The following is a 23379-nucleotide window of genomic DNA, read 5'->3' as shown; positions in this document are numbered from 1 at the left end:
CGTATTTTTTCTTACAACATTCAAGCATCGTTTCACTGTATGAGTGATTGCCATGAAGCCCATCAAGAATTCCGATTATCTTAGGGAAAACATCCCGGGGCATTACTTCCTCGAGGCGACGATCGAGAATGTGCGTTGCTTTGGCAGGAAGAGCACGCTGAAACTCAGCGACGCTCACGGCCTCCCGCACCACTGGACCGTGATACTTGGCGATAATGGTGCCGGCAAGACGACCTTGTTAAGGAGCTTGATATCCCTTGCTCCATCGCCGAAAATCGTCCGGGATGACTCTCAGAATATTCGGTTGTACCCCGGTTTCTTTGATTGGCGCGAACGATGGGATCCGCGCCGTCACGCCGGAGAAGAACCCTCAATTATTCGAGGGACCATCGTTGCAGCTGATGGCTTCAAAAAGCTCCGAAAAGACAGCACACAGCAGCTCGAACTGCGTCACGGCCACAAAGCGTTCGATGATATTGTCCACAGTAGTCACGAGTACGAAATGCTCGGAGACTTCCTGTGTTTCGCCTACGGCGCTTCGCGGAAAATGGGCTTTAGCTCACTTGCTAACGAGAAATTCTCCACAGCAAGTATAAGCCTCTTCGATGACGAGGCTCCGCTGATAAATGTGGAGGAGTTTTTCCTTCAGGCGGATTATGAAGCCAAGTCAACAAAGAGTGCCGGAGCGGCCAAACAGCGTGACGAAGTGAAGAAATTGATATTACGGGTGCTGCCTGACGTCAACGATTTGCGCATTGTCAAGAGTGAGCGTGCGCACGGCGCAACCCGTCAAGTGGAGATGAAAACTCCGTACGGGTGGGTGCGCATGAGAGAGTTAAGTCTGGGGTATAAAAGTCTTATTGCCTGGATTGTGGACTTTGCAAGCCGCATGTACTACTATCATCGATTGCGGTCGAATCCATTCGCGCAACCCGCCGTAGTCCTGATCGACGAGATCGATCTGCATCTGCATCCAAGATGGCAAAGGAAGATACTTGGCCATCTCTCTCGCGTTTTCCCGAATACACAGTTCATCGTGACGGCGCATAGCCCACTGATCGTGCAAACGGCAATGGACTGGAATCTGGTCCTGTTAAAACGACAGGGTGATCGGGTGATCATCAACAACGACCCTGAAGCAATCGCGAGCTGGCGCATCGATCAGATACTGACCAGCGATCTGTTCGGGCTGCCGAGCGCTCGATCCGAAAAGAGCGAGAAGATTATGCAGGAGCGACGCAGGTTGCTGGCAAAGGAGACTCTCAACGCAAAGGAACGATCACGGCTTGAAAAGCTCGATCTGTTGATAGGCCTCCTGCCTGTCGATCAGACGCCGGAATACCTTGCGGCGAAAGAGATTCTCAAGAAAGCAAAAGCAGCCAAGAGGTGACGGCAATGGTGCGCATCAATAAGGGTGCCGGCACCCCGGCTGTCCTTGCCGGAAAGGGCGCTGTGGAAACCGAAAAATTGAAGAAGTGTAAGAAAGCCGAGCTCATTGCCTATGCGTTCTCCTCCAAAATTTACGGGCACGCAACCGTGAAGGACGAATTGAAGCGCGTACAGCATGGAAAATGTTGTTTCTGTGAGGCGCGCGTCGCTCATGTGGCCCATGGAGATGTCGAGCACTATCGTCCCAAAGGCGGCTGGATGCAGAAGACCGGAGACGCCCTCCATCAGCCCGGATATTATTGGCTGGCCTTCGAATTCTCGAATCTGTATTTTTCCTGTCAAAAGTGTAATCAGGTCTACAAGAAGAATTATTTCCCGCTTCGCAATCCTTCAAAGCGTGCTAAAACGCATCGTACGAGCATCTCGAGAGAAGAACCGCTGATCGTGGACATCGGGACCATGGACCCATCAGATCACCTCTCCTTCAACGCAAAAGTCGCGGTTGGCTTGACCGACGTCGGGAAGGAAACGATAGTTCGCACCGGACTGAATCGCAAAGAACTACTGGACGACCGCTTGCAATACCTGCGATTGATGAAGCATGTGGCGGTCGCTGCAAAGCTGGATACTGTGGAAGGCCGGGAGGCACTTTCTGCTCTTCAGGACGCCATGAAAGCAAATAGTCTCTATTCCCTGATGATACAATGCAATTTCCCATAGTTGATGGCTCATCTCTGCTGCGCGATCTTAAACTTCGGCGGGATGCTTTGCGCGTAATATGCTGTAAGTAGACCGATTGTGTGCAGTTTCGTTCTTCTTCTTACGTTCTTTTACTATATGGCGATATTTACCGAGCGGTAAAACGCTGTATTAAGTGAAATAACCCTTGACTTGCGATCTCTATCACGACGAAACAGAACGCGAGCGGATTGAAGCCCTGCTGCGCACCTCCACCGCCTGCGCGCGAAGCGCGCGCGTGGTCAGGCAGGGACGAGAAGCGTGATACGGACGGAAACGCCGAATGGACGCGAATTCCCAAGACTCGCTAGCGGTACAATTTCCCCCGATGTTTGATCCAGCCGTCCGTATGCCTTCCTCCGGGATCGTGATGTGTCCAGTGTACCGTGCCGCCGTTGCGATTCCATTCGTACACGCCGTAGAACTCCACCTCGTCGCTCGTTGTCAGTGACGCCACCCGGGGCGCCAGATCGATATTGTGTGCGATGAGCAGCGTCTGCCCAGACGCGAGCCGCAGGATGAAGCGCTGATGCCTGCTTCCCTCGAGATCGTCCTTCAGTACCTTTTCCACTGTACCTGCGCCGATGACCTGCACGCCGCTGCTGCGCCTCTCGAACGCGCGGCGGACTTCCTCGTCGTCCGCGTGTCGCAGCGTTTCCGCGGATGTGTCCTTCCGTGCGACACGCCCGGGCGCGTTGTTCTGCACGGAGAAATACGCCGCCACACCCGCGGCGAAGACGAAGATGAGAAGGACGAATTTTTTCACCTGTGCTCCTGTCGTGGGAACGGTTTTCAAGGCATTGGTGATCGTCGCGGCGGGAAGTGATCATGGCGCGACGAACACGATTGGGGGAGTAGGGGCTACTTCTTCCGGACGAGTGCTGTCGCGCCGGGATGCAACAAACGTTGTACCGCATTGGAAGCTCCGGGGTACGCAACTCGCCGGCTGCGCTGCCCCTCACACAAACTCCTGCATGACGGGGGCTGTGTCACGGCTCAGGAAAACACGAAACATCCCTTCACGGGATATTCTGCGAATTCACATGTTCCTGGATCAGCGCATGATCGCTGTGCTGTGATTGCGGCTCGTGCGCATAAGGGGACCGCTCACACGCGCTCTTCTTCAAGGCCGCAATCGCGCATCAGCTCGAGACCGTAATCGCGTATCATCGTTATCACCTCGATGGCGCGCCGGCCTTTCGCGGTGAGAGAGTACTCTGTTCGTGGCGGTACGGTCGCATAAATCTCCTTGTCCACAAAACCGTCCGCGGTGAGTTCCTTCAATTGCGTACTCAGCATTTTCTCGGAGATATGCGGGATGTCGTCGCGCAATTCCGAATACCGTAGCGTTTTTTCCCGCAATCTCCAGAGAATCGGCATTTTCCAGGTGCCGCCAATCTGATCGAGGGCGAATTCCACCGGGTTGTAGAAGGATTTTCCGCGATAGGTAAATGTTGGCATGGCGCGACACCTGCTGTTTTTACAAACCTACAAAAAAGTGCGTTACCTACTTCGTCGTACATACTTCCGCCGCCGGATGCGCGGGCGATATCTTTGAACACGCAGAACGCAACTATATACAACAACAGGACAGAAAGATGAAAACGTTCGCAATCGCAACTATTGCCCTCACGCTGATGGCGGCGGGACTTCATGCCCAGGGAAAGAGCAACAAATCCGGCAAGGGCGTGGTCGAACTCGAGCACTACGTGCATGCGCACGGGATGCCGTCGAAGGGGAAAATACTCATGGTCGCCAGCAGCCCCGCCGTGTCGGAACAAACCGGTTGGCCCATCGGGTTCTGGGCCGCCGAATTGACGCATCCGCTGCATGTGTTTCAGGAAGCCGGCTATGAGGTGGAACTGGTTTCCACCCAGGGCGGCAAGCTGGAGATGGACGCCTATTCCAATCCTCTCGATCCGAGCGGCTACTCCGCGCACGATGTCATCTCGCTCGGTTATCTGCAGCAGAAAAGCTTCAACGATATGCTCGCGCGTACGCGCAAACTGACCGAGTTGTCTTCGCGCGACTACGCCGCAATCTTTCTCGTGGGCGGGCAGGGCCCCATGTACACCTTTAAGGGCAACACGGAGCTTCAGAAACTCTTTGTCAGCTTCTATGAAAGCGGCAAACCCGCCGCGGCGGTCTGTCACTCCACCACGTTGCTGCTCGAAGCGCGGAAAGCGAACGGCGAGTTGCTGGTGAAAGGAAAAACCTGGACCGGCTTCGCGAACGCGGAAGAGGATTATGCGGACAAGGCGGTCGGACAGCGCTTGCAGCCGTACCGTATAGAGGATGAAGCGCGGAAAATCCCTGGTACTGTCTTCAAGGTCGCCGCACCCTTTTCGTCTTACGCGATTCGCGACGGCAATCTCATCACTGGTCAGCAGCAGAACAGCGGGGCGGCCGCGGCGCGCCTGCTCGTCGACGCGATAGGGAAATGAGGCGCGCACTTCTTGTGCTTCTCGCGACGCTGCTGCCGCAGCTCTGCGCACTCGCCCAGGTGCCGGTCGAGGTCTTCTCCGGACCCGACCGCACCTCGGTGGATGTGCTGTTCTTTCGCTTTTTCCGGACAGCGGAAGGAGAGAATTCCGACTGGTTGTTTTTTAATCGAAACCGTGCGATACTCGACCATCGTATGACCACCGGCACGCGTCTCCCGCAGTTCGGATTCACCGAAGCCGTTTCCTGGAATCCCTCCGCACTCGGCGGATTCGCCCCGGTGGCGATCGGACAACTCTTCTCGTCCGGAGCACAGGTGAAAAGCGGTCTGCAATACGCGCGGGTTGCGAAACGCTGGACGGTGTTTTCCTGGTTCGTGACGGAAATCCAGGGGCGACCGGACCTTGATGCGTATCTCCTGGCGCGATGGACCCCTCCGCTGACGGAGCGCTGGAGCATATACACGCAATTGGAGCTGCTGAACGTGTTTCCGACGGATGGACGGTCGGCGCGCGCGTTCACGCAGCGTGTGCGTCTCGGCGCACAGTGGCGGGAGGTGGCGTTCGGCGTCGGAGCCGATTATCAGCAGCGCGGAAGGGGCACGCTCAGCGGCAGCGGCCAGACCGGCGTATTCGTGCGCTATCAGTTCTGACGGCGTGATTATACAGGAAATACGACTCTGAAAACAGATTAAAATAAGGAGTTCCCCGACGATGACACTCGCATTCATTGGTATCGGCAACGTCGGCTTCGCGCTGGCCGACAGACTGCAGAAAGAAGGACACGAGATACTGGTCGCGCACGACAACGCGGAATCGGAAAGCGTACGCGCAGCGTTGCGAGGCAATCCGTCCTTGCGCGTTCTGCCCGTGCGCGAAGCGCTTCCGGCGGCGGAGGTGGTATTTCTTGCCACGCCTTTCCGCGCGGTGGCGACCGTGCTCGAGGGACTGCACTTTCACGGTAAACCGCTGGTGGACTGCACCAATCCGGTAGGCGCAGGCCTCACGCACGGATTGGGCGGCACACGCTCCGGTGCTGAAGTGGTGCAGGAGGCCGCCCCCGATGCCCGCGTGGTCAAGGCCTTTTCCGTATACGGCGTCGAGTTGCTCGCAGACAGCGCTTTTCCCACCGCCGCTCAGCGCCCCATGATGCCGATAGCCGGCAACGATGCGGAAGCGAAAGGGATGGTTGCGACGCTGGCGGAAACACTGGGCTTCGCGGCCAAAGATGTAGGACCGCTCGCACAGGCCCTGCATTTGGAGCATCTCGCGCTGCTCTGGATCACCATGGTCCGTCGCGACCGCCATCAACCCCGTCTTGCCTGGGGCCTGCTGGAAGGGTGATTCGCCCGATGAGAATTCGTACGCGGATTTCGCGGATGAGAACGGATTGTCACGGATGATATTTTCGAGGTCTGTATCCGGCAGCTTTTCGGATAGCTCCCCTCGAAGCTCCCTCCGCGATAATCCGCCTCAATCCGTGTGATCCGCGCACGAATTCGTATCCCGGTTTTTCAGCGGTTTCTTTCAGGCCGGTTTTCGCAGGAGCGCCCGTACCGCGCGATGATCGCCATGTGTGCCGTGAATGGCGATCTCTCCCAACGTCACGATGTCGAATGCCGTCTCGAACAGTTCGCGAATTTCCTTCTCCGAGCTGAAATACAGCACCGTACCTATCGGAGTGCTGCGCTGTTTGCCGCTTCCGAACATCGGATCGTGTTCACTGAAACACACGCTGAGATGCAGTGCTCCGGGTGCGAGCAGCCGCGCGAGATTCGTGACATAGCGAAGCCGCTGTTCGGGGAAAAGGTGATGCAGCATCTCCCAGTCCCAGCCGAAAGCGAAGTCCCCGTGCAGTTCGTCGAGCTCCGCCGTCACATCCGCCGCGAGGAAGCGCACACGCACACCCGCGGCCGCGGCATGCTCTCGCGCCATGCCGACAGCGGTGGGGGAGAGGTCCACGCCCGTCACCTCGAAGCCCCGCCGCGCCATCGCGATGGCGTGATTCCCGAGGCCGCAGCCGAATTCCACGGCCCGGCACGGTGAGACCACCCCGCCGTCCAGTAATTCCACCAGCGGCTCCGGCAGCGCGGGTCTGTTCCAGGGAATATCCTCCGGCGCGAGGGTGCGATAGATTTCGTCGAGGTCAATGCCTGGCATGGACTGTGCATCTCCGGGTAAAAAATGAAACATCGGAAAAAAGATGCTGAAAGTCCATGCACCCGTAAGTATCCGTGCCGATCCGCGTAGTCCGCGCACGAATTCGCGTACTAATGAGTACACGGATTTCGCGGATTGAAAACGGATCATCACGGATGATGAGTACGGAGTGACGCACTCGTCAAGCAGTGCGCGCAAAATGTTCATCCCCGCGCGTGCGGGGGATACTAATCTCCGGACGAATCCGGCACGATGGCCTGCGGTTCATCCCCGCGCGTGCGGGGAATACGCTTGAACGTGTTCTATTTTGAGCAGATCTATCGGTTCATCCCCGCGCGTGCGGGGAATACGAATGTGTACGCGCAGAGGGCGGCGCTTGCCCGGTTGCAGGGGTTGCGAGCAATTTACAATAAAACTCGGGTATGTTTGACTTTTGTTTTTCCTTTGCGTAAGTTCCTCCTAATTATATCTGGATACACGCAAGCTATATGCATCGTCATACGCATGCCATTGCATCGTGCACGCAGCTCTTCCTATCGGTGCCACACATCGCGCGTCATGGCGGGACGAAGCGATGGAAAGCGCACGAGGGGACTCGCTTCAATGTCACGATGCAATAACAAAGACGAGCGTCCGGAATAGACGACGTCCATAAGCAACCAGGCATTGCTTTGGACCCAGGAGTGCCGTTTATGCGTCAGAGCCGATATCATGCTCATGACGGGCTGCCATTGCGACGAGGAATAGTCCACGTTCACACTACCCGGCGCGGTGGTAACGACAGTGCCTACACCTTGCGTACTGTGCCGGTGAAATAGTTCGCGGTGCGGTGTACGATATGCGTATCGCTGCGATTTGGTAACATACGGAAATGACATACCGGATGGAGTGGTTTTGCGCAAGGTTTTCCAAGGTGGCCCCTTCCTCTCAAGTCAGAAATGGATGACGCTCTGGAGAAGCAGGAAAGTAATCACATCGGTCGTCTTGAAGCATATATAACGATACGAAAAAGGAGAGTGGTATGAACAATCCATTTCAGATTCAACGAGAACTCCGCTATGGTGCACCAGTCTGCGATGAGATTCTGACTGGACGATTTTTTACCATCGGTTACTCTTGGTACTTCAGGCAAGCAAAATGGGTACTGGAAATTGTCAATCCCAATGCGCCGTTTGGATGGCAGGTCGAGCGAAGTAATAATTTCCGCGCCGATATTCGGATTCCACGAAGATTTCGGGCCGGGCTTGGGGCCTATACGGGTTCGGGGTATGATCGTGGCCACCTTGTCGGGAGTGCTAATCATGCGGAGCTGGAGGTTCAGAATAGCGAGACCTTTCTCCTGTCCAATATGTCGCCACAGCACCCGGATCTCAACCGTGGTCTCTGGCGTGTTCTCGAGGAAGCGGTACGCCAGCTGAACGATCAGAAGAATGTGCTGGAAACGTACGTCCTGACCGCTCCGGTTTTTTATTTTGATCGAAAGGTAGAGACAATAGGAGACAAGAATGACAAGTATGGCATTGATGTGCCCGTTCCACACGCTTTCGTGAAGAGCATTCTGGCCGAAGATAACCGCGGACGTCTGAAGCTCTGGACTTTCGAGATGGAAAACACTGCGCTCAACGGCAAACTGGAGGATTACCTTGTAGTAACGTATGACGCGGAACAAAAGGTTGGTGGACGCTTTTGGGACCGTGTCGCCGGCCCCGACTTGCACGATCAGAAAAAGAAGCCGGGAAAAATGTGGACGCTGGCTGAATAATGGGCGTTCTGGACATTCGGTTTCAGAAGCCGCGTCACCGCGTTAACCGGATTGTCATCCCTTCTCAACCTGTAACACAAGGAACTCGAAATGAATAGATGTGCTGTCGTAATCGGGGTGAATAAGACTGGTGATATGCCCGTCCTGCAAGCGGCTGTGTCCGGAGCTCAGCAGTTCGCTGCATGGGCCACGGCGCAAGGTATAAATGTATCCCTTCTTACAGACGAGAACGAAAGTGTGTCGCTTGGCGATATAAAAAATGCCATACGGCACTATGTCCGCCAGAGGACTTTCAACCAACTGATTGTGTATTTTTCGGGTCACGGCATCCTTCGAGGCCCTGACTACGAACTGTGGCTGCTATCCGGGGCACCCGATGATCCGGATGACGCGGTAAATGTACCTGGCTCAATATGGCTGGCAAGAAATGTCGGCATTCCCCATGTGGTGGTAATCTCCGATGCATGTCGGTCCCTGCCGAATACTTCACGTCTCAGTCAGATTCAGGGTGGTGTGATCTTTCCGAACGAATCGCCGAAAGCTCCCAGACCTGCTGTTGATGTGTTTTACGCAACGCTGCCGGGCGACCCCGCCATGGAAGTTTCAGCGGTAGATGCGACAGAAAACTATCGCGGTATTTTTACCGATTGTCTTCTCAAGGGATTACTTGGCCATGTCCCCGACGTTATCGTGAACATTGCCCCACCACTCGTGAATGAGGAAAAGTGGGTGGTGCCGAGCTGGGAGCTAAAACCCTACCTCGAACAGGAAGTACCCGACGCTGCGGCGAGCGTACATATCAGGCTTCAGCAAGATCCCGATATCAGAGTTGAGTCTCATCCACCGAACTATTTGGCGGAGTTCGCGCGCCCGAGTTCTGCAACCTCCCCCAGAACCGCGCGGACCGATCAGCCAGACCAGGTCAGATTCGGAGACGTTGTGCGGAGTCTCAAAGAAACACAGTTTTTCCAGGGACGAATACACGATACCTCTCTTTCACACCACGCGCGAGCGTTCGCGGAGCAATCTGGGATGGCTGGCGCAATACATCGGTTGATGGACGCAAAGGGTCGGGAAAGCTTCGAAACCCGAACAGGATTCAGTGTGCTTGGTACTGCTGTGGAACGAGCTGTTGTTACGGACTCCGGGTGTGATGTTTTTCAAGAGAACGGGGCCTTTCAGATTAGGGTTCACAGTGATGAAGACGGCATTCGATCAAGGTCCACCCTCATGCAAATTACCGGTGGCCTCGTAATTCCTCTCGCGGTACTGCCCGGATATATCGGCACGGTGGTAGTCGAGGAAGGGAGAGTTGTCACAGTAAACTATCTTCCAAGTCGAAATACGGAACATTATTCCGAATATGAACACTTCGCTCATGAGGTTGAACAAAGGCGAGCATTTGTATCCGTCGCCGCGCGAAATGGCGCATTTCGATTTGAGAGTACCGTGGAGGCAGCGGCGGGAGCAGATTACCTGCGCATGCTGAAGGCTATCGATCCGACCCTCGGGCTGCATTCGGCCTATGCGTACGCGCAAGCAGGCGATTTCCAGGGAATAAAGTCCGTGTTCGAATATATGAGTCGCGAGTCCGTTCCAGTTCTGTTCGATGTAGCCATGCTTTGCGCCAAGCTGGATGCCCCGGCGATAAACAGTGAGCGTCTCTCAAAAATCGCTCCATTTTGTCCCATGCTGACACAAGGGTGGGCTTTTGTTGATGTAAGTGAAGTCTGGTTGCCGGCGGTTGTGCGGCGTGCCCGCGAGCATCTGCGTCCGGGACTATGGACAACATTTGGAGAAAAAGGCGCTTCGATATTGTGGTCGCATATTGAAGAAGGAGGTGTCCTGTGAAACTCGTTTTTGTCCACGGTCGCGCGCAACAAGGAAAGGATCCGGCACAACTACAGCAGGAGTGGGTTCATGCGTTGACTGCCGGCCTCGAGAAATCCAATCTGAAACTGCAGCAGGGCGTTGAGGTTATTTTCCCGTATTATGGAGATCGATTGGATGAATTACTGCAGGAGCTCGACGCTCCGCTGGTTTCGGATGTGCTATTGCGTGGCGCCGCACCGGACTCGGCGGAAGCCGCTTTCAGGGGCGAACTGTTATATGAAATTGCTCAGGGCGCGGGTGTGAGCGATGCGGAGATTCAATCACATTTCTCAGGCACCTATCAGGAAAAGGGACCACTGAATTGGGAATGGGTGCAATCAATACTCTCGGCTCTGGATAAAACCCCTTTGGGCGAAGTAGCGATCGATGTCTTTACGCGAGACGTCTATGTGTATTTGACAAACAGATCGGTACGCAAAGCGATTGACGGGATCGTGTCTGCATCAATGCCCGATGGTCCTTGCGTCGTTGTCGGCCACTCACTCGGATCCGTTGTCTCCTACAACGTCCTGCGTAATTCGTCAGCCTCGGTGGGGGTGAGACAATATGTCACTCTTGGCTCACCGCTTGGACTGAATGCTATCAAAAGAAAATTGGATGTACCTCTCACCATGCCTGCTTGTGTCCAGCATTGGTTTAATGCGATGGATAAGCGAGATGTCGTGGCATTACATCCGCTCGATACCAACAATTTCGATGTCTTTCCGGCGATTCAAAACAAGACCGACGTGGATAACCATACACCGAACAGACACGGTATCACTGGTTACCTTGACAACGCTATTGTTGCAAAGCACATCTATGCCGCATTGGCGTCGGTGCAAGCTACCACTCAACCCATAAGCAGTACCGGATCGAATCTTCTTAATCGCACCCCATGAAAGCCATTGTGTATGAACACTACGGGCCGCCCGAGGTCCTTCGGTGGAAGGACGTCGAAAAACCCATGCCCAAGGACAATGAAATCCAGATAAAGACATACGTGGTCACAGTCACCTCCGGCGATCGGAGGGTACGTAGCCTCGATGTGCCGGTCGGCTTCACGCTGCTCATGCGCCTGGCACTCGGCGTATCAAAACCAAGACAACCCATAGCAGGGATGGAACTGGCGGGCGTAATCGAGTCCGTGGGTGGGAGCGTGCGCACCTTCGCTCCCGGTGACCGCGTTGTCGCCTTCAGCGATACCGCCATGGGGTGTTATGCGGAGTACAAATGCATGCCGGAAAATGGCGCTGTGGCACACAAACCACCCAATCTCGGTTTCGAGGAAGCCGCCGCGCTCTGCTTCGGCGGTACGACGGCGTTGCACTTCTTGAGAAAGGCGAAACTCCGGGACGGCGAAACAGTGCTCATCAACGGCGCCTCCGGAGGGGTGGGCACGGCCATGGTGCAACTTGCGAGGTATTTCGGAGCGGACGTCACCGGCGTGTGCAGTTCCTCCAACGGCGAAATGGTACGAACCCTTGGTGCGCGGCAGATCATTGACTACAGCCGGGAGGATTTCACACGGAATGGTGAGCGTTATGACGTGATTGTTGATACGGTCGGGACAGCCCCGTTCTCGCGATGCAAGGGCTCTTTGAAGGATGGGGGCCGTCTTCTCCTGGTGCTCGCCGGACTCCCGCAAATGCTCTCCGCGCCGTGGCTCTCCGCGATGAGCGGGAAAAAGATCATCGCAGGCCCTGCGAGCGGCGGCCCCGAAGATGTGCGTTTCCTCGCGGATCTCGCAGTTCGAGGAGAATACCGCCCCGTCATTGATCGCTGCTACCCGATCGGGCAGATCGTGGAAGCGCACCGCTACGTCGACGCTGGTCACAAAAAAGGAAACGTTGTTCTGAGATTCGATTACGAGGACGCGGTGACGGCTGCCGGATAAACAGACACATCCCCTGAAAGCACTGCACCGGATGTTCGTGCCCCCGGTCACCAAAGTGCACACGAAATGGCACCATAAAACTTGTCGCGTATAAAGCACGGAGGGTATCATGCAGGGACTCAGCGACTACGAGACCACGTTGCTCGATTACCTCAGGAAAGAAGCGGACGCGGTCAAGGATTGCTTCACGCGATTCTCTTTTCAAGTCGTTGCTGTGAGCACCATAGCGCTGGGCCTTGTTGCGCGATTTCAGCCAAACTACCCTCTGCTGGGTCTCGCAAGCGTTGGTGTTGTCCTGATCGCACTCTCTGTGGGCAGAATCGGTGCCCACAAGTATGCCACTGCCAACCGAATACACGGCTACGAACTCTATCTTGATCGGATCAGACGCCTGCGTGATTCGCCAGGATGGAAGGGTGTGTATCGTGAGATTGGATGGGAGGAAGCGGTGCGTGCCTGGAGGACTGTGCAGCCCACAGTCTTTCGTCTCTATTACAATTGGGGCACACACAGGCGCAACACGCTCAAGACCAACTATTCACGTGTCCGGTATCCCTGGTTCGAGCCCGAAAAATTGCATTCGCCTGGCAGCGTCTATTATGCGGGGAGCTATCTTCGAACGATGCTCTCCATCCTCTTCATGATCGTCGCACTGGGTATCCTCTCCATGACCGCGATGTGTGTGCAAATCCTCATCGATCAGCAATGGTTGCTACTCGTACCGGCGACCTTGGTAGCCGTGGTGATTACGGTTATGGCCATTATCAAAATGCGCCAACTCAGCCAGCGGAGACGACTGCTCGAAGGTGGTATACTCTGCATACATTCCTGCGCGATTGTATGGCAACTTGTAGTGACAGCGCACCATCGTGCTGTGGGACAATTGCCGGGATACCAAGACGGAGAGGTTGAATCGTTCGAGGGCTATACGCGGGCCCTATCTGCTCAGGCGAGTACGCTTCGAACGCACCTCGAGAATGACGGGTCCCCTCACGACTGGATTCACCGGGGGAATTCCCTCGGCCCTATAGGATAAGGAGCTTTCTCGTTGCCGACGGCCAACAACTACGTCGCGGTATATCGGTGACGACGGAATTCTAGCGTTATACACCCGTTTCGCTCATATCACCCCAATATTCAGCAAGGAGCAGCGCACCATGAGATTCCATGCAACACCTGTCTCAGCATTGTTAGCTTCGAACACCCGGTCAGCATCGGCGACCTCACCCGTGGGAACCGCAACGGCGAATCCGGTGCATGCCGACATTGCGAAGAACATCCTTAAGCACATACCCGGGGAGGCCAGCGGCTTCTACCTCATGGCGGTAGATTCGATCACCGATCCGTCTCAAGGCATTCTTTGGCTGATCTTCACCCTGGCTCTGATCTTGCTTCTGGTCGTCCGTTGGCTCGCCGGCGCAAGTATTGCGGTAATTGCGACGACCGTCATCGCATTTCTGATCTGGATGTTTATACTCGACAACGGGGTGCTTCACGTTGTATTTCCGGATTTCCTTCCCGACCCGTTGGGACTAATCATCGCGCTGTTTTACTCAGCGCTGATCACCCTGGTGGCCGGTTCAGGGCGCATCAGCTAGAAGACGGCGCGTTTCCGAGGAGTTCGCCTCCATTCAGGTTGTGCCGTGGTATGAAGCGGTGCTTCCTTTGCGCATGCGTGGTTGTGCAGAGGTGCTCGCATCGTTTCCCATGCCTGGTCCCCGTCGCGGCATGCAGCCACGATCATTTCCTGACCACAGATGAACGACACCCCACACGGACGATCCATTCGGGGTGGAGAGCAAGACCACTGAGCTGCCATCATAACCGTACGCTTCCTGATGCAAATGCTGCGGCCTGTGTTTCGCCATTTCAGGATAAAAGCCGATACGCGCTCTGCCACGTCCGGCTTGTGACTGCGAGCGGAATGTACACCCTGTGCGGGATATGTACTGCGGTGGCGTACAACAGTTCATGGAAGTTGAGCGACATTTCGGCAAGGCAACATCGTCTCGCGGCAGCCGCATCCGCGGCGGTGCAACCCCTTCCCATTTCATTGGATCACATCATCATACCGTCAGTTTGAAGGCAGGATAGTGTTGTTGGGATTGTGGGATTGGTTGATCATAGACGGCGTACGGCCCTGTTCGCGATTTCCAGGGCATAATTGACTTTTGTCTTTCCTTTCTGTAATTTCCCATGATTCGTATCAGGATACCCGCAAACTGTATGCAACTTCGCCACGCATCTGAGAGATTCGCACATGAACCGTTGGGTGAATTTCGCTCTTTGGTGCGTTGTTGGTCTGGGATGCGGAGGGGGTGCGGAGATAGGTTCGCACGCCAGTATGTACCATCCCTTCAACAGTGGTTGAGCGGAGTCGAAACCGGCAGGTGTTCGCAGCCCCAAGGACGGACTTTGAAAGGCAGCTTCTTATTTTGATCCGTATAACATTCGCTGCTACTTGGCCACGTCAACAACAAGAGACTGAAGGAACTGGTGGTATCGCACAATTCAAGCAATATCCAACGGAGTATTGTGTGGACAGAAAGTGCAACACCTGCGGCTTATGAGGGGACATCTAGTTATTGTTGGGCAGCTAGGGTTCCCCGGCCTAAGCGAGGATAAATAAAATAGGATAAATATATGCTAATAAAGACTTCAATGATCAAAATGAGCACTCAGGCCAAATTTGGCGTCGCGCTCCTCGTACTTCTGGTTGCAACCGTAGGATGCGTTTCAGTCCCTCCAGAGGTAGCGAGGACGCATCAAAAGCAGGCAGAGATCATCAAGTCGCTAGAGAACTCCCATCTCGCGATGGTGAATTCCTTCATTGACCAGAAGCTTCAGAACTTCGAGCACTTCTTCTTCCACGAATACGGTCCCGTCTTCCTAAGTAACTGGATCAATGCCTTCGAGGAGTTGAACGGACGTCCATACGATAAGGATAAAGACTTCCCAACCCTGTACAATGATCTGGTTGCTGAGTACCAGGCGGAATCAGCGCCAATCGAAGCGATACGAGTGCAACTCAGAGGTGCTATTGAAGCGGAGTACCGAAATGCGCTGTCGGCGCACAGGGCAATTGGCGGTTGGCTCGACAGCCTTGAGAAGCTAAACGTGGCGCAGCGACAAGCGATCAACGATTTATTGAGTGCAATCAAGCCTGGCCTATCTCTCGAGGCCGTCGATGGAGCAGTCAAGACCGCCAAAGAGAATATAAAAGAACGCATCGAAAAACTTACGAATCAGTAAAAAATCAACTTGGAGGATCACATGGCTAAACGAAGTCCAGTTGGCATCTTGGCGAACGCGAAAACCAAGAAACAGTTCGCAGAGGAGCTGTCCAGCTATACATCGCTAACCTCGCGGGAGATAGAGGAACTCTTCCCTACGAAGAGTGATCGTGAAGAGCTTCTTGAGCTGATCGAGATCGTTAACTCAGACGCCTCGGACAATCAGAAAAAGGCTGATCTCGCCGACAAGATTGGCAAGGTTAGTGGCGCTGTCATCAAGATCACAATGAAGCTCGTTACGGGCCTATGAGTTCTGGTCGCGAGTGCCTGCCCCACAACAGCGTGCGCTAGTCCTTCTCTATGCTGGAGCCGCTTACCAATTTTAATTTCTTCAAGACAGTAATGACTGAGAAACAAAACCAATATGTCGGTACAGGAGTTCGTGGCCGCGTGGTCAGCAGAACCATCGAGAACATGAAGGTCAAGCAGCCCGAACTATCCGACCGATTCTTGGAGGAGCTACGCGAGTTGCTTGCAGCGGGAACTGTGCCAAAAGCCGACAGCTACCTGCAACTCTCCGATAAGCAAATTGGCGGCGAATCATGATCCAACTCGAAGAGGTCCATATTGAGGAGGTGCGCGGCATCCGGAAGCTTACACTGCCACTGAATCGGAAGACTTTCGCGATCCAGGGACCCAACGGCTCAGGTAAGAGCGGTGTAGTTGATGCGATCGAGTTCTGTCTCACCGGCGACATGACGAGGCTCTCGGGGCACGGAACTGGCTCTCTGAGCGTGAAGACGCATGGGCCACACGTTGATGCTAGGGACTACCATGAAAAGGCATTCGTTCGCCTGAAGGTGTTTATCCCGAGCGTGAACAAAGAAGCGTCCATCACTCGCATGGTCAAGACACCGAAAACCGTCAAGATAGAGCCCAAGGATTTGGATGTGCTCGCAGCACTCGAAAAAGTGGCTCGGCATCCGGAGCTGACGCTCGGCCGGAGACCACAGGACTTCGTACCGGGCGCGCGTATTCAATTCCTGAGGATTGACGGCACACAATGGGGCGATGAGGTGATTGATGAATTGCGCATCGATGGGTCGCTCAGTCGTCAGATTGAAGCGCTTGATCAGAAGATGACAGCCCATAACCGCGTGGCCGTCGACATTGTCAGTGCCCCGACCGAAATCCGCCGTTACAACTACCCGATCCCCGCGTTGCAGCAACTGACCAGAAACGCCGTCATGCACCGCAGTTATGAAGGTACAAATGCACCGGTCATGGTGTACTGGTTCAACGATCATATCGAAATCATCAATGCCGGCAGTCCTTACGGGCGTGTCACTCCGGAGAACTTCGGCAAGCCCGGTTTTGCCGACTATCGCAATCCGGATATCGCCGAAAGCATGAAGGTCTTGAATCTGGTCCAACGCTTCGGTGTTGGCATTCAGATGGCTCGCCGTGAGTTGAGTGACAATGGCAATCCTCCCCCGGAATTCATCTTCGACGTTCATTCGGTTATTTGCAAGGTAAATCCCTCGCCGCTACCAGAGCCGACCGATGCGGGACAAGTAACCGAACAGTCAGAGTCGCGGCTAGAGTCACGGCTAGAGTCACGGCTAGAGTCAAAACTGGCGGCATCCGTAGTACGAAAGCTCAGCGAAGAAGCTGCCGGTAAATCCGCGTTGGCCAGCCACCTTGGGCACAAAACCGTTTCCGGCGAGCTGCATAAGCAAATCCGATCCTTGTTGGATAAAGGGCTTATCGAAATGACCATCCCCGACAAGCACAATAGCCGGCTCCAAAAATACCGCCTGACAGCCAAAGGCAAAGAGTTGCTTTCGGAGAATGCCGTATGAAAAATCAAAGTGAACTTTTCCGCTCCAGTCTCGTCCCGGGCAAGCCGGGCAGCGGGCGGCTGTTCGATGAGGAGCTTTTCGCCGTCATCTTCGAGCAAACCGGTGGTGATGAGAATTTCGCCCGTTTCGAAGCAAAGGCGATTTCAACAAGACCACACAAGCGATGAAAGCGCGGTGGGAGGTACCGGACAATCGTCCTCTGGCGGACATCGCGCCCACGATCATTCCTAAAGCCAGGGATTTCGCCATCGAGATCACCATTTTCAACGCCCGACAACACGGCCTGCGCAGCGGGGAGGACCACTCGCGGTACATATTTCGAACAATCAGGCCGTGCGCAACACCTTGCTCGAACGCGGTATCCGTCCCGAATCTCGGTCAGCGGCAATACGAATTTCGACCCACGCCCGCGAATGGTGGGCGGAACCTCTGACAGCACTCCCGCCGAGTCCGAACACCGTTCCAGGCTACACACAGGCATGGCGGTCCGTAATGCAATTTAGCTCTATCAGATTCGACACTCTTCGATTCAATTCGCTTGATTATGGCAATAATTAGGTATATTTTATTAAAGCAATTGCACGTCCTCAATTTTCCCTGAATACGGAACAATGATAACAAGGCAACAATGGAAAATTTGTTCCAGCCGGTTAAAATTGAGAGATGGCCGACAGTCGATGACATTGCAAATACCTGGATGTAAGCTACGAGACGGTCTACAAGTAGATTGAATAACGGGCTATGCCTGGTCACCGCATCGGTCGTCGTTGGACGATCAAGCAAGACGAGGTGGACGTCCAAGCAAGACGAGGTAGACGCATGGGTCCGCTCTGGTGGTGCGGCTGACAGGGTAAATGTCACAACTGAAAAGTGAGTAAAGGCGATTCATGAATAACCAGCGAGTAAAATTTTCAGGACATCAGACTTTTTCCCTCCGCTATGGTTGGTTGGAGAAGGGCTACGAGTTCACCGCAAACAGAAAAAGCTTTTCTCACGAATCAGCTATTGTTGATTTGGGTGTTGGAAAAAACATGGTCGATAGCATTAAGTACTGGTGCGATTTGACCGGGATCATCGAAGGCGATGTTGTTACCCGTTTCGGGAAGAAACTATTGGACGAGAGATCAGGCTGGGATCCTTTTTTGGAGGACCAAGCTTCCTGGTGGTTGTTGCATTGGAAACTTACTACAAACCTGAACTATAAGACTTCAGGCACGGCTCTCTTCTCTTACCTCCGAAAGCCTGAATTTTCGAAACAGGATGTGGCTGAAGCAGCCTTGCGCTTTGTTGATGCAGGCAAGAATGCCCCTTCCGACAATATTATCATGAGAGATGTCGACTGCTTTATCCGCTCTTATTGCGGGCTCAAGCGATTTGAGAAAAAAAAATCCGGAGAGGAATCATTCGATTGTCCTCTGCAAGAGCTGAACTTAATTCAGGCGATGAGTGGAGGAGACTTTTACCGCTTTTCAATTGGGGCTAAAGCTTCTCTTCCCGCAGAAATTATTGGTTATGCAATCTGCGAGTATTTCGGACGAGAAAACAAGAGCGCAATGACAATTCAGGGAGTGCTCTACAAGGAAGGAAGCCCTGGGCAAGTGTTTATGCTGGATGAAAACGCATTGATTGAGGCCGTTCAGGAATTACATGAAAACTCGATTTGGGGGAATCGTTTCGATTTCACAGAGTCCGCTGGTGTTGCACAAGTGCATTGCAATGTAGCCCTCGATGAAGCCGAAGAGTTGCTAAGCAGCTATTACTGCCGAGGGGATGTGTGATGGGCAAAGGCCTGAAAAGATCTCATTATGTTGCGGTAGCGCCTCGATTTTTGCGCTCTGTCAACCTTCATAACGACTGGCAGAACATTGGCAGTGCGTCCGGTTACATTGTAACCCCCAATGTAGCTCAGGCGCTGGAGCAACTGAGCGAAGGGTTGTTATCCGAAAAGGGGCAGCGGGCCTTCGCTTTGACCGGTCCATACGGAACCGGGAAATCAGCATTTGCGGTTTTTCTTTGTCAGCTTTTGGATCGGGATGCCAGGAAGGTTGACCAGGCAGCTAAAATGCTTGCCCCGGAATACTCCAAGCTGAATGCAAAGTTGCGGCAAATTCGCAAAACCAAAGACGGCCGAGAGGGATTTCTTCTTGTCCCGGTTACGGCTCGTCGTCGCCCCATCGCGCAATTGCTGTTGGAAGGAATGCTCGAGGCCGTCAGGGGCATGAAAATTTCTACATCAGTGAGGGATCTCCATGCTCGAATTGAGGAGGCGCTTCGGCGAAAGGTTTGGCGAGACACTGCCATTGTGGTTGGTTTTCTGACTGACGTTCAGAAAGAGGCGGAGAAACAATTTTTCACTGGCGTTCTCTTGCTTGTTGACGAGGCGGGGAAAACACTGGAATACGCCCTTCAGGATCGAGCAGGTGGCGACGTATATATTTTCCAGGAGTTGGCGGAATACGCCAGCCGCCAATCGAAAACACCTCTGCTGTTTCTCATTACCCTGCACCAAATGTTTGACGACTATGTTGAGCTGTCTGATCGAACTCTTCGTAATGAGTGGAACAAGGTCCAGGAGCGTTTTCAGTCTATTCAATTCAGCGAGTCAGCGGGCACCACAATAAGGCTTATAGCTTCAGCATTACATCCAGCTGTCAATTTGCCAAAGCCAATAGCGGATGAGTTGGATTACGCTTTGTTGGACATCAAAAAGGGAGCAATCTCACTCCCTTTTGGCCTGGAATATGCCGAATTTGAAAAAATAGCTCGTCGCTCATGGCCATTGCACCCTAGCTTATTGCTGGCAATGCCCTACTTATTCAGAAGGCTCGCACAGAATGAACGATCCATATTTTCTTATTTAACCAGCTGCGAGCCATTTGCCTTCCAGTACCATATTGACCATCCTGTTGACGGGGGTGACAACTTTATCCGTCTGCATCACATCTATGCTTATTTATTAGCTAACTTTGAGGCGGGGCTAGCTCGCTTGCCGCACGCGAAACGTTTATTGGAGGCCAACGACATTATAAATAGCCGTCACTATCTAAGTCACGCCCAACTTGAAATTGTGCAGACAGTGGCGCTTTTGAATGTCTTGTCAGAAATATGTCCTCTTCGCGCCACAGCGCAAATTCTCAGGAGTGCTGTTTCTAGCCCTGCAACACTAGATCAGGACCTGGAGTTTTTGAGACAGCAGTCGGTAGTCACTTATCGACGATTGGACAACTCATATCGGGTTTGGGAGGGCAGCGATGTCGATATCGAAGCCCGAATGAATGAAGGTAGGAGAAAGCTTCAGATTGAAAGTGTGTCGCCCTTGGAGGCTCTTTGCCATCACCTTCCTGCCAGGACTCTCGTTGCCCGTCGCCACAGCCTGAAAACTGGTGTCAACCGTTATTTCAATCTGATGTACGCGGAGAGTTTGAGCAAAAGTATTCTGAAGGCAGCTGATAGATTTGAAGATGCAGCAGGCACCATTATTGTGTTGCTGCCACAAGCCAACATAGAGCGACTAAAGGCAGAAGCTCTCGAAGCGGCCAAGGGACAAAAAAGGCTCATTATTGCTCTGCCCACACAAGTTGATGCCTTACGCGGTGTTGCGGAGGAGGTAGCTTGCTTACGTTGGGTCGAAAAAAATACGCCTGAACTCCGTGATGACCGCATTGCCCGGCGCGAGTTAAGCTTGAGGCTCGCTATGGGAGAACAGCACATCGCCCAACATATTCAGACGTTGCTAGATCCTCGTCCTGCGCCGGTGGGCAATTCTTGTCAATGGATATGGCACGGTCAAGACCAGCAGCCGCAAAAGCCTGTTGATGTAACAAAATTGCTATCCCAGGCATGTGACCAAATATACCATTTAACCCCCATGGTCCGAAATGAGCTGGTCGTCAGAAAAAAACTTTCAAGCGCTGCTTCAGCAGCACGACGTTGTCTGTTGGAGCGCATGTTGGAAAGGCGCGGTGAGGAGTGTCTTGGCATTGAGGGCTACCCTCCGGAACGCAGCGTATATGAATCCGTGTTACGTGCTTCTGGGGTTCACTTCTTTAATGATGACCGTCAGCGTTGGGACTTCGGACCTCCTTCTGAGGGCAATAGCTGCAACCTACGGCCATCGTGGGATTTGGTTGAGGATATAGTATTCGCGGAAAATATTCAGCGGATCGAACTTGTCGACCTGTTTGAACAGCTTGCAAATGTCCCATATGGTCTTCCGGATGGTGTTCATCCAATTATATTTGTTGCCTTTTACCTCCATTACCAGGATGAGTTGTTTCTTTATAGGGAAGGTACTTTTATTCCCGAAGTCCAGTCGGCCCACCTGGAGCTGCTGCAAAGAAGGCCTGACCTGTTTGCGGTTTCGGGCGCAAAGCTTGATGGCACCCGCAAGGCTGTTGTGGAACGTCTGGCCACAGGCTTAAAACAGGCTCCTAAGACGGCATCGGTCGTGCGTGCACTGTATCGGGTATTGAATTCGTTGCCACCCGTCACACAGAAAACAAACCAGATCGGGAATGCTGCGGCAGTAAAAGTGCGCGACTGCCTGTTGCACGCGGCTTCACCGGAACAGCTCCTCTTTGTCGACCTGCCACGTTGTTTTGGGCTGCAGCCATTCATGCAGGGGCAGAGGCGTGAAAGAGACGTGGATTATTTTTTTGAGCAGCTCAATAACAGTCTTTCCACCTTAAACAACTACGGCCCGAAGTTGCTTGAGAAGAAAAGGAAGGTCTTGCTCCGTCACTGTGGGCTTGCCGAAAACATCGATGGGTGGCACGAGCTCGAACGTAGAGCGGCATGGCTCGTACCACGCATTAAGCATGAGGTGCTGACCCCCTTTCTCAACTGTGTGAACAACGGCATTGCCGACGACCACAACGCACGCCCAGCATTGTCTCTGATCGCCAATCGGCCTTTTGAGCAGTGGACTGACATGGACTTAGAGAGTTTTGAAGGGTTGGCAAAAGGCATGGGGGAGCTGTTCCGGCAGACCTGGCTTAACTATGGGGATGCTGGTCCTGTCTTGACTAACAAGGAGCTCGAGCAAAAGGAGGCCTTCCGGATAATGCTGGAACCTCAGCTCAGCAAACTAAGAGGGAAAGACAATTCCCGCGCCCTTGCCGCTGCCTTAAGGGAGCTATTGAGCACAATTGAGTCGAACCAGAATTAGATTGCAAGGAGTTCCCAATGTATTCCGATACTCAAATATCTGCAAAATCCGATAAGCCTGTGCGACATATTCTGGCGCTGTCAGGGGGTAAAGATAGCTCTGCGCTAGCTGTTTACATGTTGGGCAAGATTCCGGATGTCGAATATGTTTTCTGTGACACAGAAAAGGAACTTGATGAGACGTATGAGTACTTGGTTAAACTAGAAACTTTTCTCGGCAAAAAGATTCATTTTCTTAAATACTCATCGGGATATGGGTTCGACGAGATCCTTCAAATCAAGAAAGGTTACCTCCCATCTCCAAAGTCTCGCTGGTGTACAGAGTATCTAAAGCTGAAGCCTTACGAAGATTTCATAGGCAACGATCCTGTAATCAGCTATGTCGGCATACGAGCAGATGAACCTCACCGTACAGGCTACATTTCAACAAAACCCAATGTGAAAACAGTCTTACCCTTTGTTGAAAATAATATACGTCTTGAAGATGTGGAAAGGATTCTTAATGAGTCGGGGCTGGGGGTGCCTCGTTATTATGAGTGGCGGTCCCGGTCAGGATGTTATTTTTGCTTCTATCAGCAGAAGCGTGAATGGGTAGGATTGCTTCAAAATCACCCTGAACTTTTTGAAGAAGCAAAAAAATACGAAAAATACGATCCAGAAACAGGTGTACGGTATACCTGGAATCAGGGTGAGACCCTTGATGAGCTGGCCCAACGCGCAGAGGCAATTATGGAAGAGCACGCAAAAAGGAAAGAGCGTGAGACGAATGCTTTTAAGGGACATCAGAAACTGAAAGATATTTGGGGCTATGACTCCGACGATGGCGAGTCTCTCTCTTGCAACATCTGTCATCTTTAGG

The 23379-nt window shown here is 53.3% G+C and carries 22 protein-coding genes and 2 pseudogenes; 20 read left to right on the top strand and 4 right to left on the bottom strand.

Annotation, left to right across the window (positions count from 1 at the left end; genetic code table 11):
* Positions 1–52 precede the first annotated feature (52 nt).
* Complete coding sequence (locus M5R41_07190; protein ID MCZ7556167.1) at positions 53–1390, top strand: AAA family ATPase; 1338 nt, start codon at positions 53–55, stop codon at positions 1388–1390.
* A gap of 5 nt (positions 1391–1395) precedes the next feature.
* Positions 1396–2109, top strand: coding sequence for a hypothetical protein (locus tag M5R41_07185; GenBank protein ID MCZ7556166.1), 714 nt, complete (start codon positions 1396–1398; stop codon positions 2107–2109).
* A gap of 325 nt (positions 2110–2434) precedes the next feature.
* Here M5R41_07185 and M5R41_07180 read toward each other — a convergent pair whose 3' ends face one another.
* Positions 2435–2779: a DUF3465 domain-containing protein gene (locus M5R41_07180; protein MCZ7556165.1), complete on the bottom strand. Its 345-nt coding sequence runs from the start codon at positions 2777–2779 to the stop codon at positions 2435–2437.
* A 455-nt stretch (positions 2780–3234) separates the two neighbouring features.
* On the bottom strand, positions 3235–3588 hold the full coding sequence (locus M5R41_07175) for a helix-turn-helix transcriptional regulator (GenBank protein MCZ7556164.1): 354 nt from the start codon (positions 3586–3588) through the stop codon (positions 3235–3237).
* A gap of 263 nt (positions 3589–3851) precedes the next feature.
* Here M5R41_07175 and M5R41_07170 point away from each other — a divergent pair, with 263 nt between their 5' ends.
* The 3 genes from M5R41_07170 (at position 3852) to M5R41_07160 (ending at position 5912) form a co-directional block, all read left to right on the top strand.
* Entirely contained in the window at positions 3852–4571 is a 720-nt protein-coding gene (locus tag M5R41_07170; protein ID MCZ7556163.1) for a type 1 glutamine amidotransferase domain-containing protein, read from the top strand.
* Positions 4568–5221, top strand: coding sequence for a hypothetical protein (locus M5R41_07165; GenBank protein ID MCZ7556162.1), 654 nt, complete (start codon positions 4568–4570; stop codon positions 5219–5221). The genes M5R41_07170 and M5R41_07165 overlap by 4 nt, the downstream gene beginning before the upstream one ends.
* Before the next feature lie 61 nt (positions 5222–5282).
* On the top strand, positions 5283–5912 hold the full coding sequence (locus tag M5R41_07160) for an NAD(P)-binding domain-containing protein (GenBank protein MCZ7556161.1): 630 nt from the start codon (positions 5283–5285) through the stop codon (positions 5910–5912).
* Between the two features lie 183 nt (positions 5913–6095).
* On the opposite strand, the gene M5R41_07155 is transcribed toward M5R41_07160, so the two are convergent.
* Positions 6096–6728: a class I SAM-dependent methyltransferase gene (locus M5R41_07155; protein MCZ7556160.1), complete on the bottom strand. Its 633-nt coding sequence runs from the start codon at positions 6726–6728 to the stop codon at positions 6096–6098.
* 533 nt (positions 6729–7261) lie between these two features.
* Positions 7262–7606 carry a hypothetical protein gene (locus tag M5R41_07150; GenBank protein MCZ7556159.1) on the bottom strand — a complete coding sequence of 115 codons (345 nt, stop codon included), beginning with the start codon at positions 7604–7606 and terminating at the stop codon, positions 7262–7264.
* A gap of 143 nt (positions 7607–7749) precedes the next feature.
* Between M5R41_07150 and M5R41_07145 the strand changes: the two genes are divergently transcribed.
* The 15 genes and pseudogenes from M5R41_07145 to M5R41_07075 all read left to right on the top strand — a co-directional run bounded on the left by M5R41_07145 (position 7750) and on the right by M5R41_07075 (position 23378).
* Entirely contained in the window at positions 7750–8490 is a 741-nt protein-coding gene (locus tag M5R41_07145; GenBank protein ID MCZ7556158.1) for a DNA/RNA non-specific endonuclease, read from the top strand.
* 90 nt (positions 8491–8580) lie between these two features.
* Positions 8581–10341, top strand: a complete 1761-nt coding sequence (locus M5R41_07140) for a caspase family protein (GenBank protein MCZ7556157.1) — start codon at positions 8581–8583, stop codon at positions 10339–10341.
* The gene (locus M5R41_07135; GenBank protein ID MCZ7556156.1) at positions 10338–11264 is read left to right on the top strand and encodes a hypothetical protein; all 927 of its coding nucleotides are present in this window, start codon (positions 10338–10340) and stop codon (positions 11262–11264) included. Before M5R41_07140 ends, M5R41_07135 begins: the two co-directional genes overlap by 4 nt.
* Positions 11261–12259, top strand: a complete 999-nt coding sequence (locus M5R41_07130; protein MCZ7556155.1) for an NAD(P)-dependent alcohol dehydrogenase — start codon at positions 11261–11263, stop codon at positions 12257–12259. Before M5R41_07135 ends, M5R41_07130 begins: the two co-directional genes overlap by 4 nt.
* 109 nt (positions 12260–12368) lie before the next feature.
* Positions 12369–13295, top strand: a complete 927-nt coding sequence (locus tag M5R41_07125; GenBank protein ID MCZ7556154.1) for a hypothetical protein — start codon at positions 12369–12371, stop codon at positions 13293–13295.
* Between the two features lie 121 nt (positions 13296–13416).
* Positions 13417–13857: a hypothetical protein gene (locus M5R41_07120; GenBank protein ID MCZ7556153.1), complete on the top strand. Its 441-nt coding sequence runs from the start codon at positions 13417–13419 to the stop codon at positions 13855–13857.
* Positions 13858–14920: 1063 nt separating this feature from the next.
* Positions 14921–15511 (top strand): hypothetical protein, encoded by a 591-nt coding sequence (locus M5R41_07115; GenBank protein ID MCZ7556152.1) that lies wholly within the window; start codon positions 14921–14923, stop codon positions 15509–15511.
* Positions 15512–15532: 21 nt separating this feature from the next.
* A complete protein-coding gene (locus M5R41_07110; protein ID MCZ7556151.1) occupies positions 15533–15802 on the top strand; it encodes a hypothetical protein in 270 nt (89 codons plus the stop codon).
* A 92-nt stretch (positions 15803–15894) separates the two neighbouring features.
* Positions 15895–16098 carry a hypothetical protein gene (locus M5R41_07105; GenBank protein ID MCZ7556150.1) on the top strand — a complete coding sequence of 68 codons (204 nt, stop codon included), beginning with the start codon at positions 15895–15897 and terminating at the stop codon, positions 16096–16098.
* The gene (locus tag M5R41_07100) at positions 16095–17354 is read left to right on the top strand and encodes an AAA family ATPase (GenBank protein ID MCZ7556149.1); all 1260 of its coding nucleotides are present in this window, start codon (positions 16095–16097) and stop codon (positions 17352–17354) included. The genes M5R41_07105 and M5R41_07100 overlap by 4 nt, the downstream gene beginning before the upstream one ends.
* Positions 17355–17419: 65 nt before the next feature.
* Positions 17420–17729: pseudogene (locus M5R41_07095) on the top strand (DNA damage-inducible protein D).
* 253 nt (positions 17730–17982) lie between these two features.
* Positions 17983–18228 (top strand): annotated as a pseudogene (locus tag M5R41_07090) (excisionase family DNA-binding protein).
* 13 nt (positions 18229–18241) lie between these two features.
* Positions 18242–19132, top strand: coding sequence for a DUF4007 family protein (locus M5R41_07085; GenBank protein MCZ7556148.1), 891 nt, complete (start codon positions 18242–18244; stop codon positions 19130–19132).
* A complete protein-coding gene (locus M5R41_07080; protein ID MCZ7556147.1) occupies positions 19132–22521 on the top strand; it encodes a hypothetical protein in 3390 nt (1129 codons plus the stop codon). Before M5R41_07085 ends, M5R41_07080 begins: the two co-directional genes overlap by 1 nt.
* Before the next feature lie 17 nt (positions 22522–22538).
* A complete protein-coding gene (locus tag M5R41_07075; protein MCZ7556146.1) occupies positions 22539–23378 on the top strand; it encodes a phosphoadenosine phosphosulfate reductase family protein in 840 nt (279 codons plus the stop codon).
* The last annotated feature ends 1 nt before the right edge of the window (position 23379 follow it).

The sequence above is a fragment of the Bacteroidia bacterium genome (assembly GCA_027493955.1).
Classification (GTDB): Bacteria; Bacteroidota; Ignavibacteria; order SZUA-365; family SZUA-365; genus JAOSJT01.
The sequence above is the reverse complement of the archived record's forward strand: the minus strand, read 5'-3'. Positions and strand labels throughout refer to the sequence as shown.

Excerpts from the sequence above, each read along its gene's own strand:
- M5R41_07190 (MCZ7556167.1), top strand. The coding sequence starts at position 53 with ATGAAGCCCATCAAGAATTCCGATTATCTTAGGGAAAACATCCCGGGG.
- M5R41_07185 (MCZ7556166.1), top strand. The coding sequence starts at position 1,396 with ATGGTGCGCATCAATAAGGGTGCCGGCACCCCGGCTGTCCTTGCCGGA.
- M5R41_07175 (MCZ7556164.1), bottom strand. The coding sequence starts at position 3,588 with ATGCCAACATTTACCTATCGCGGAAAATCCTTCTACAACCCGGTGGAA.
- M5R41_07170 (MCZ7556163.1), top strand. The coding sequence starts at position 3,852 with ATGCCGTCGAAGGGGAAAATACTCATGGTCGCCAGCAGCCCCGCCGTG.
- M5R41_07165 (MCZ7556162.1), top strand. The coding sequence starts at position 4,568 with ATGAGGCGCGCACTTCTTGTGCTTCTCGCGACGCTGCTGCCGCAGCTC.
- M5R41_07160 (MCZ7556161.1), top strand. The coding sequence starts at position 5,283 with ATGACACTCGCATTCATTGGTATCGGCAACGTCGGCTTCGCGCTGGCC.
- M5R41_07155 (MCZ7556160.1), bottom strand. The coding sequence starts at position 6,728 with ATGCCAGGCATTGACCTCGACGAAATCTATCGCACCCTCGCGCCGGAG.
- M5R41_07150 (MCZ7556159.1), bottom strand. The coding sequence starts at position 7,606 with ATGTCATTTCCGTATGTTACCAAATCGCAGCGATACGCATATCGTACA.
- M5R41_07145 (MCZ7556158.1), top strand. The coding sequence starts at position 7,750 with ATGAACAATCCATTTCAGATTCAACGAGAACTCCGCTATGGTGCACCA.
- M5R41_07140 (MCZ7556157.1), top strand. The coding sequence starts at position 8,581 with ATGAATAGATGTGCTGTCGTAATCGGGGTGAATAAGACTGGTGATATG.
- M5R41_07130 (MCZ7556155.1), top strand. The coding sequence starts at position 11,261 with ATGAAAGCCATTGTGTATGAACACTACGGGCCGCCCGAGGTCCTTCGG.
- M5R41_07125 (MCZ7556154.1), top strand. The coding sequence starts at position 12,369 with ATGCAGGGACTCAGCGACTACGAGACCACGTTGCTCGATTACCTCAGG.
- M5R41_07120 (MCZ7556153.1), top strand. The coding sequence starts at position 13,417 with ATGAGATTCCATGCAACACCTGTCTCAGCATTGTTAGCTTCGAACACC.
- M5R41_07115 (MCZ7556152.1), top strand. The coding sequence starts at position 14,921 with ATGATCAAAATGAGCACTCAGGCCAAATTTGGCGTCGCGCTCCTCGTA.
- M5R41_07110 (MCZ7556151.1), top strand. The coding sequence starts at position 15,533 with ATGGCTAAACGAAGTCCAGTTGGCATCTTGGCGAACGCGAAAACCAAG.
- M5R41_07105 (MCZ7556150.1), top strand. The coding sequence starts at position 15,895 with ATGACTGAGAAACAAAACCAATATGTCGGTACAGGAGTTCGTGGCCGC.
- M5R41_07100 (MCZ7556149.1), top strand. The coding sequence starts at position 16,095 with ATGATCCAACTCGAAGAGGTCCATATTGAGGAGGTGCGCGGCATCCGG.
- M5R41_07085 (MCZ7556148.1), top strand. The coding sequence starts at position 18,242 with ATGAATAACCAGCGAGTAAAATTTTCAGGACATCAGACTTTTTCCCTC.
- M5R41_07080 (MCZ7556147.1), top strand. The coding sequence starts at position 19,132 with ATGGGCAAAGGCCTGAAAAGATCTCATTATGTTGCGGTAGCGCCTCGA.
- M5R41_07075 (MCZ7556146.1), top strand. The coding sequence starts at position 22,539 with ATGTATTCCGATACTCAAATATCTGCAAAATCCGATAAGCCTGTGCGA.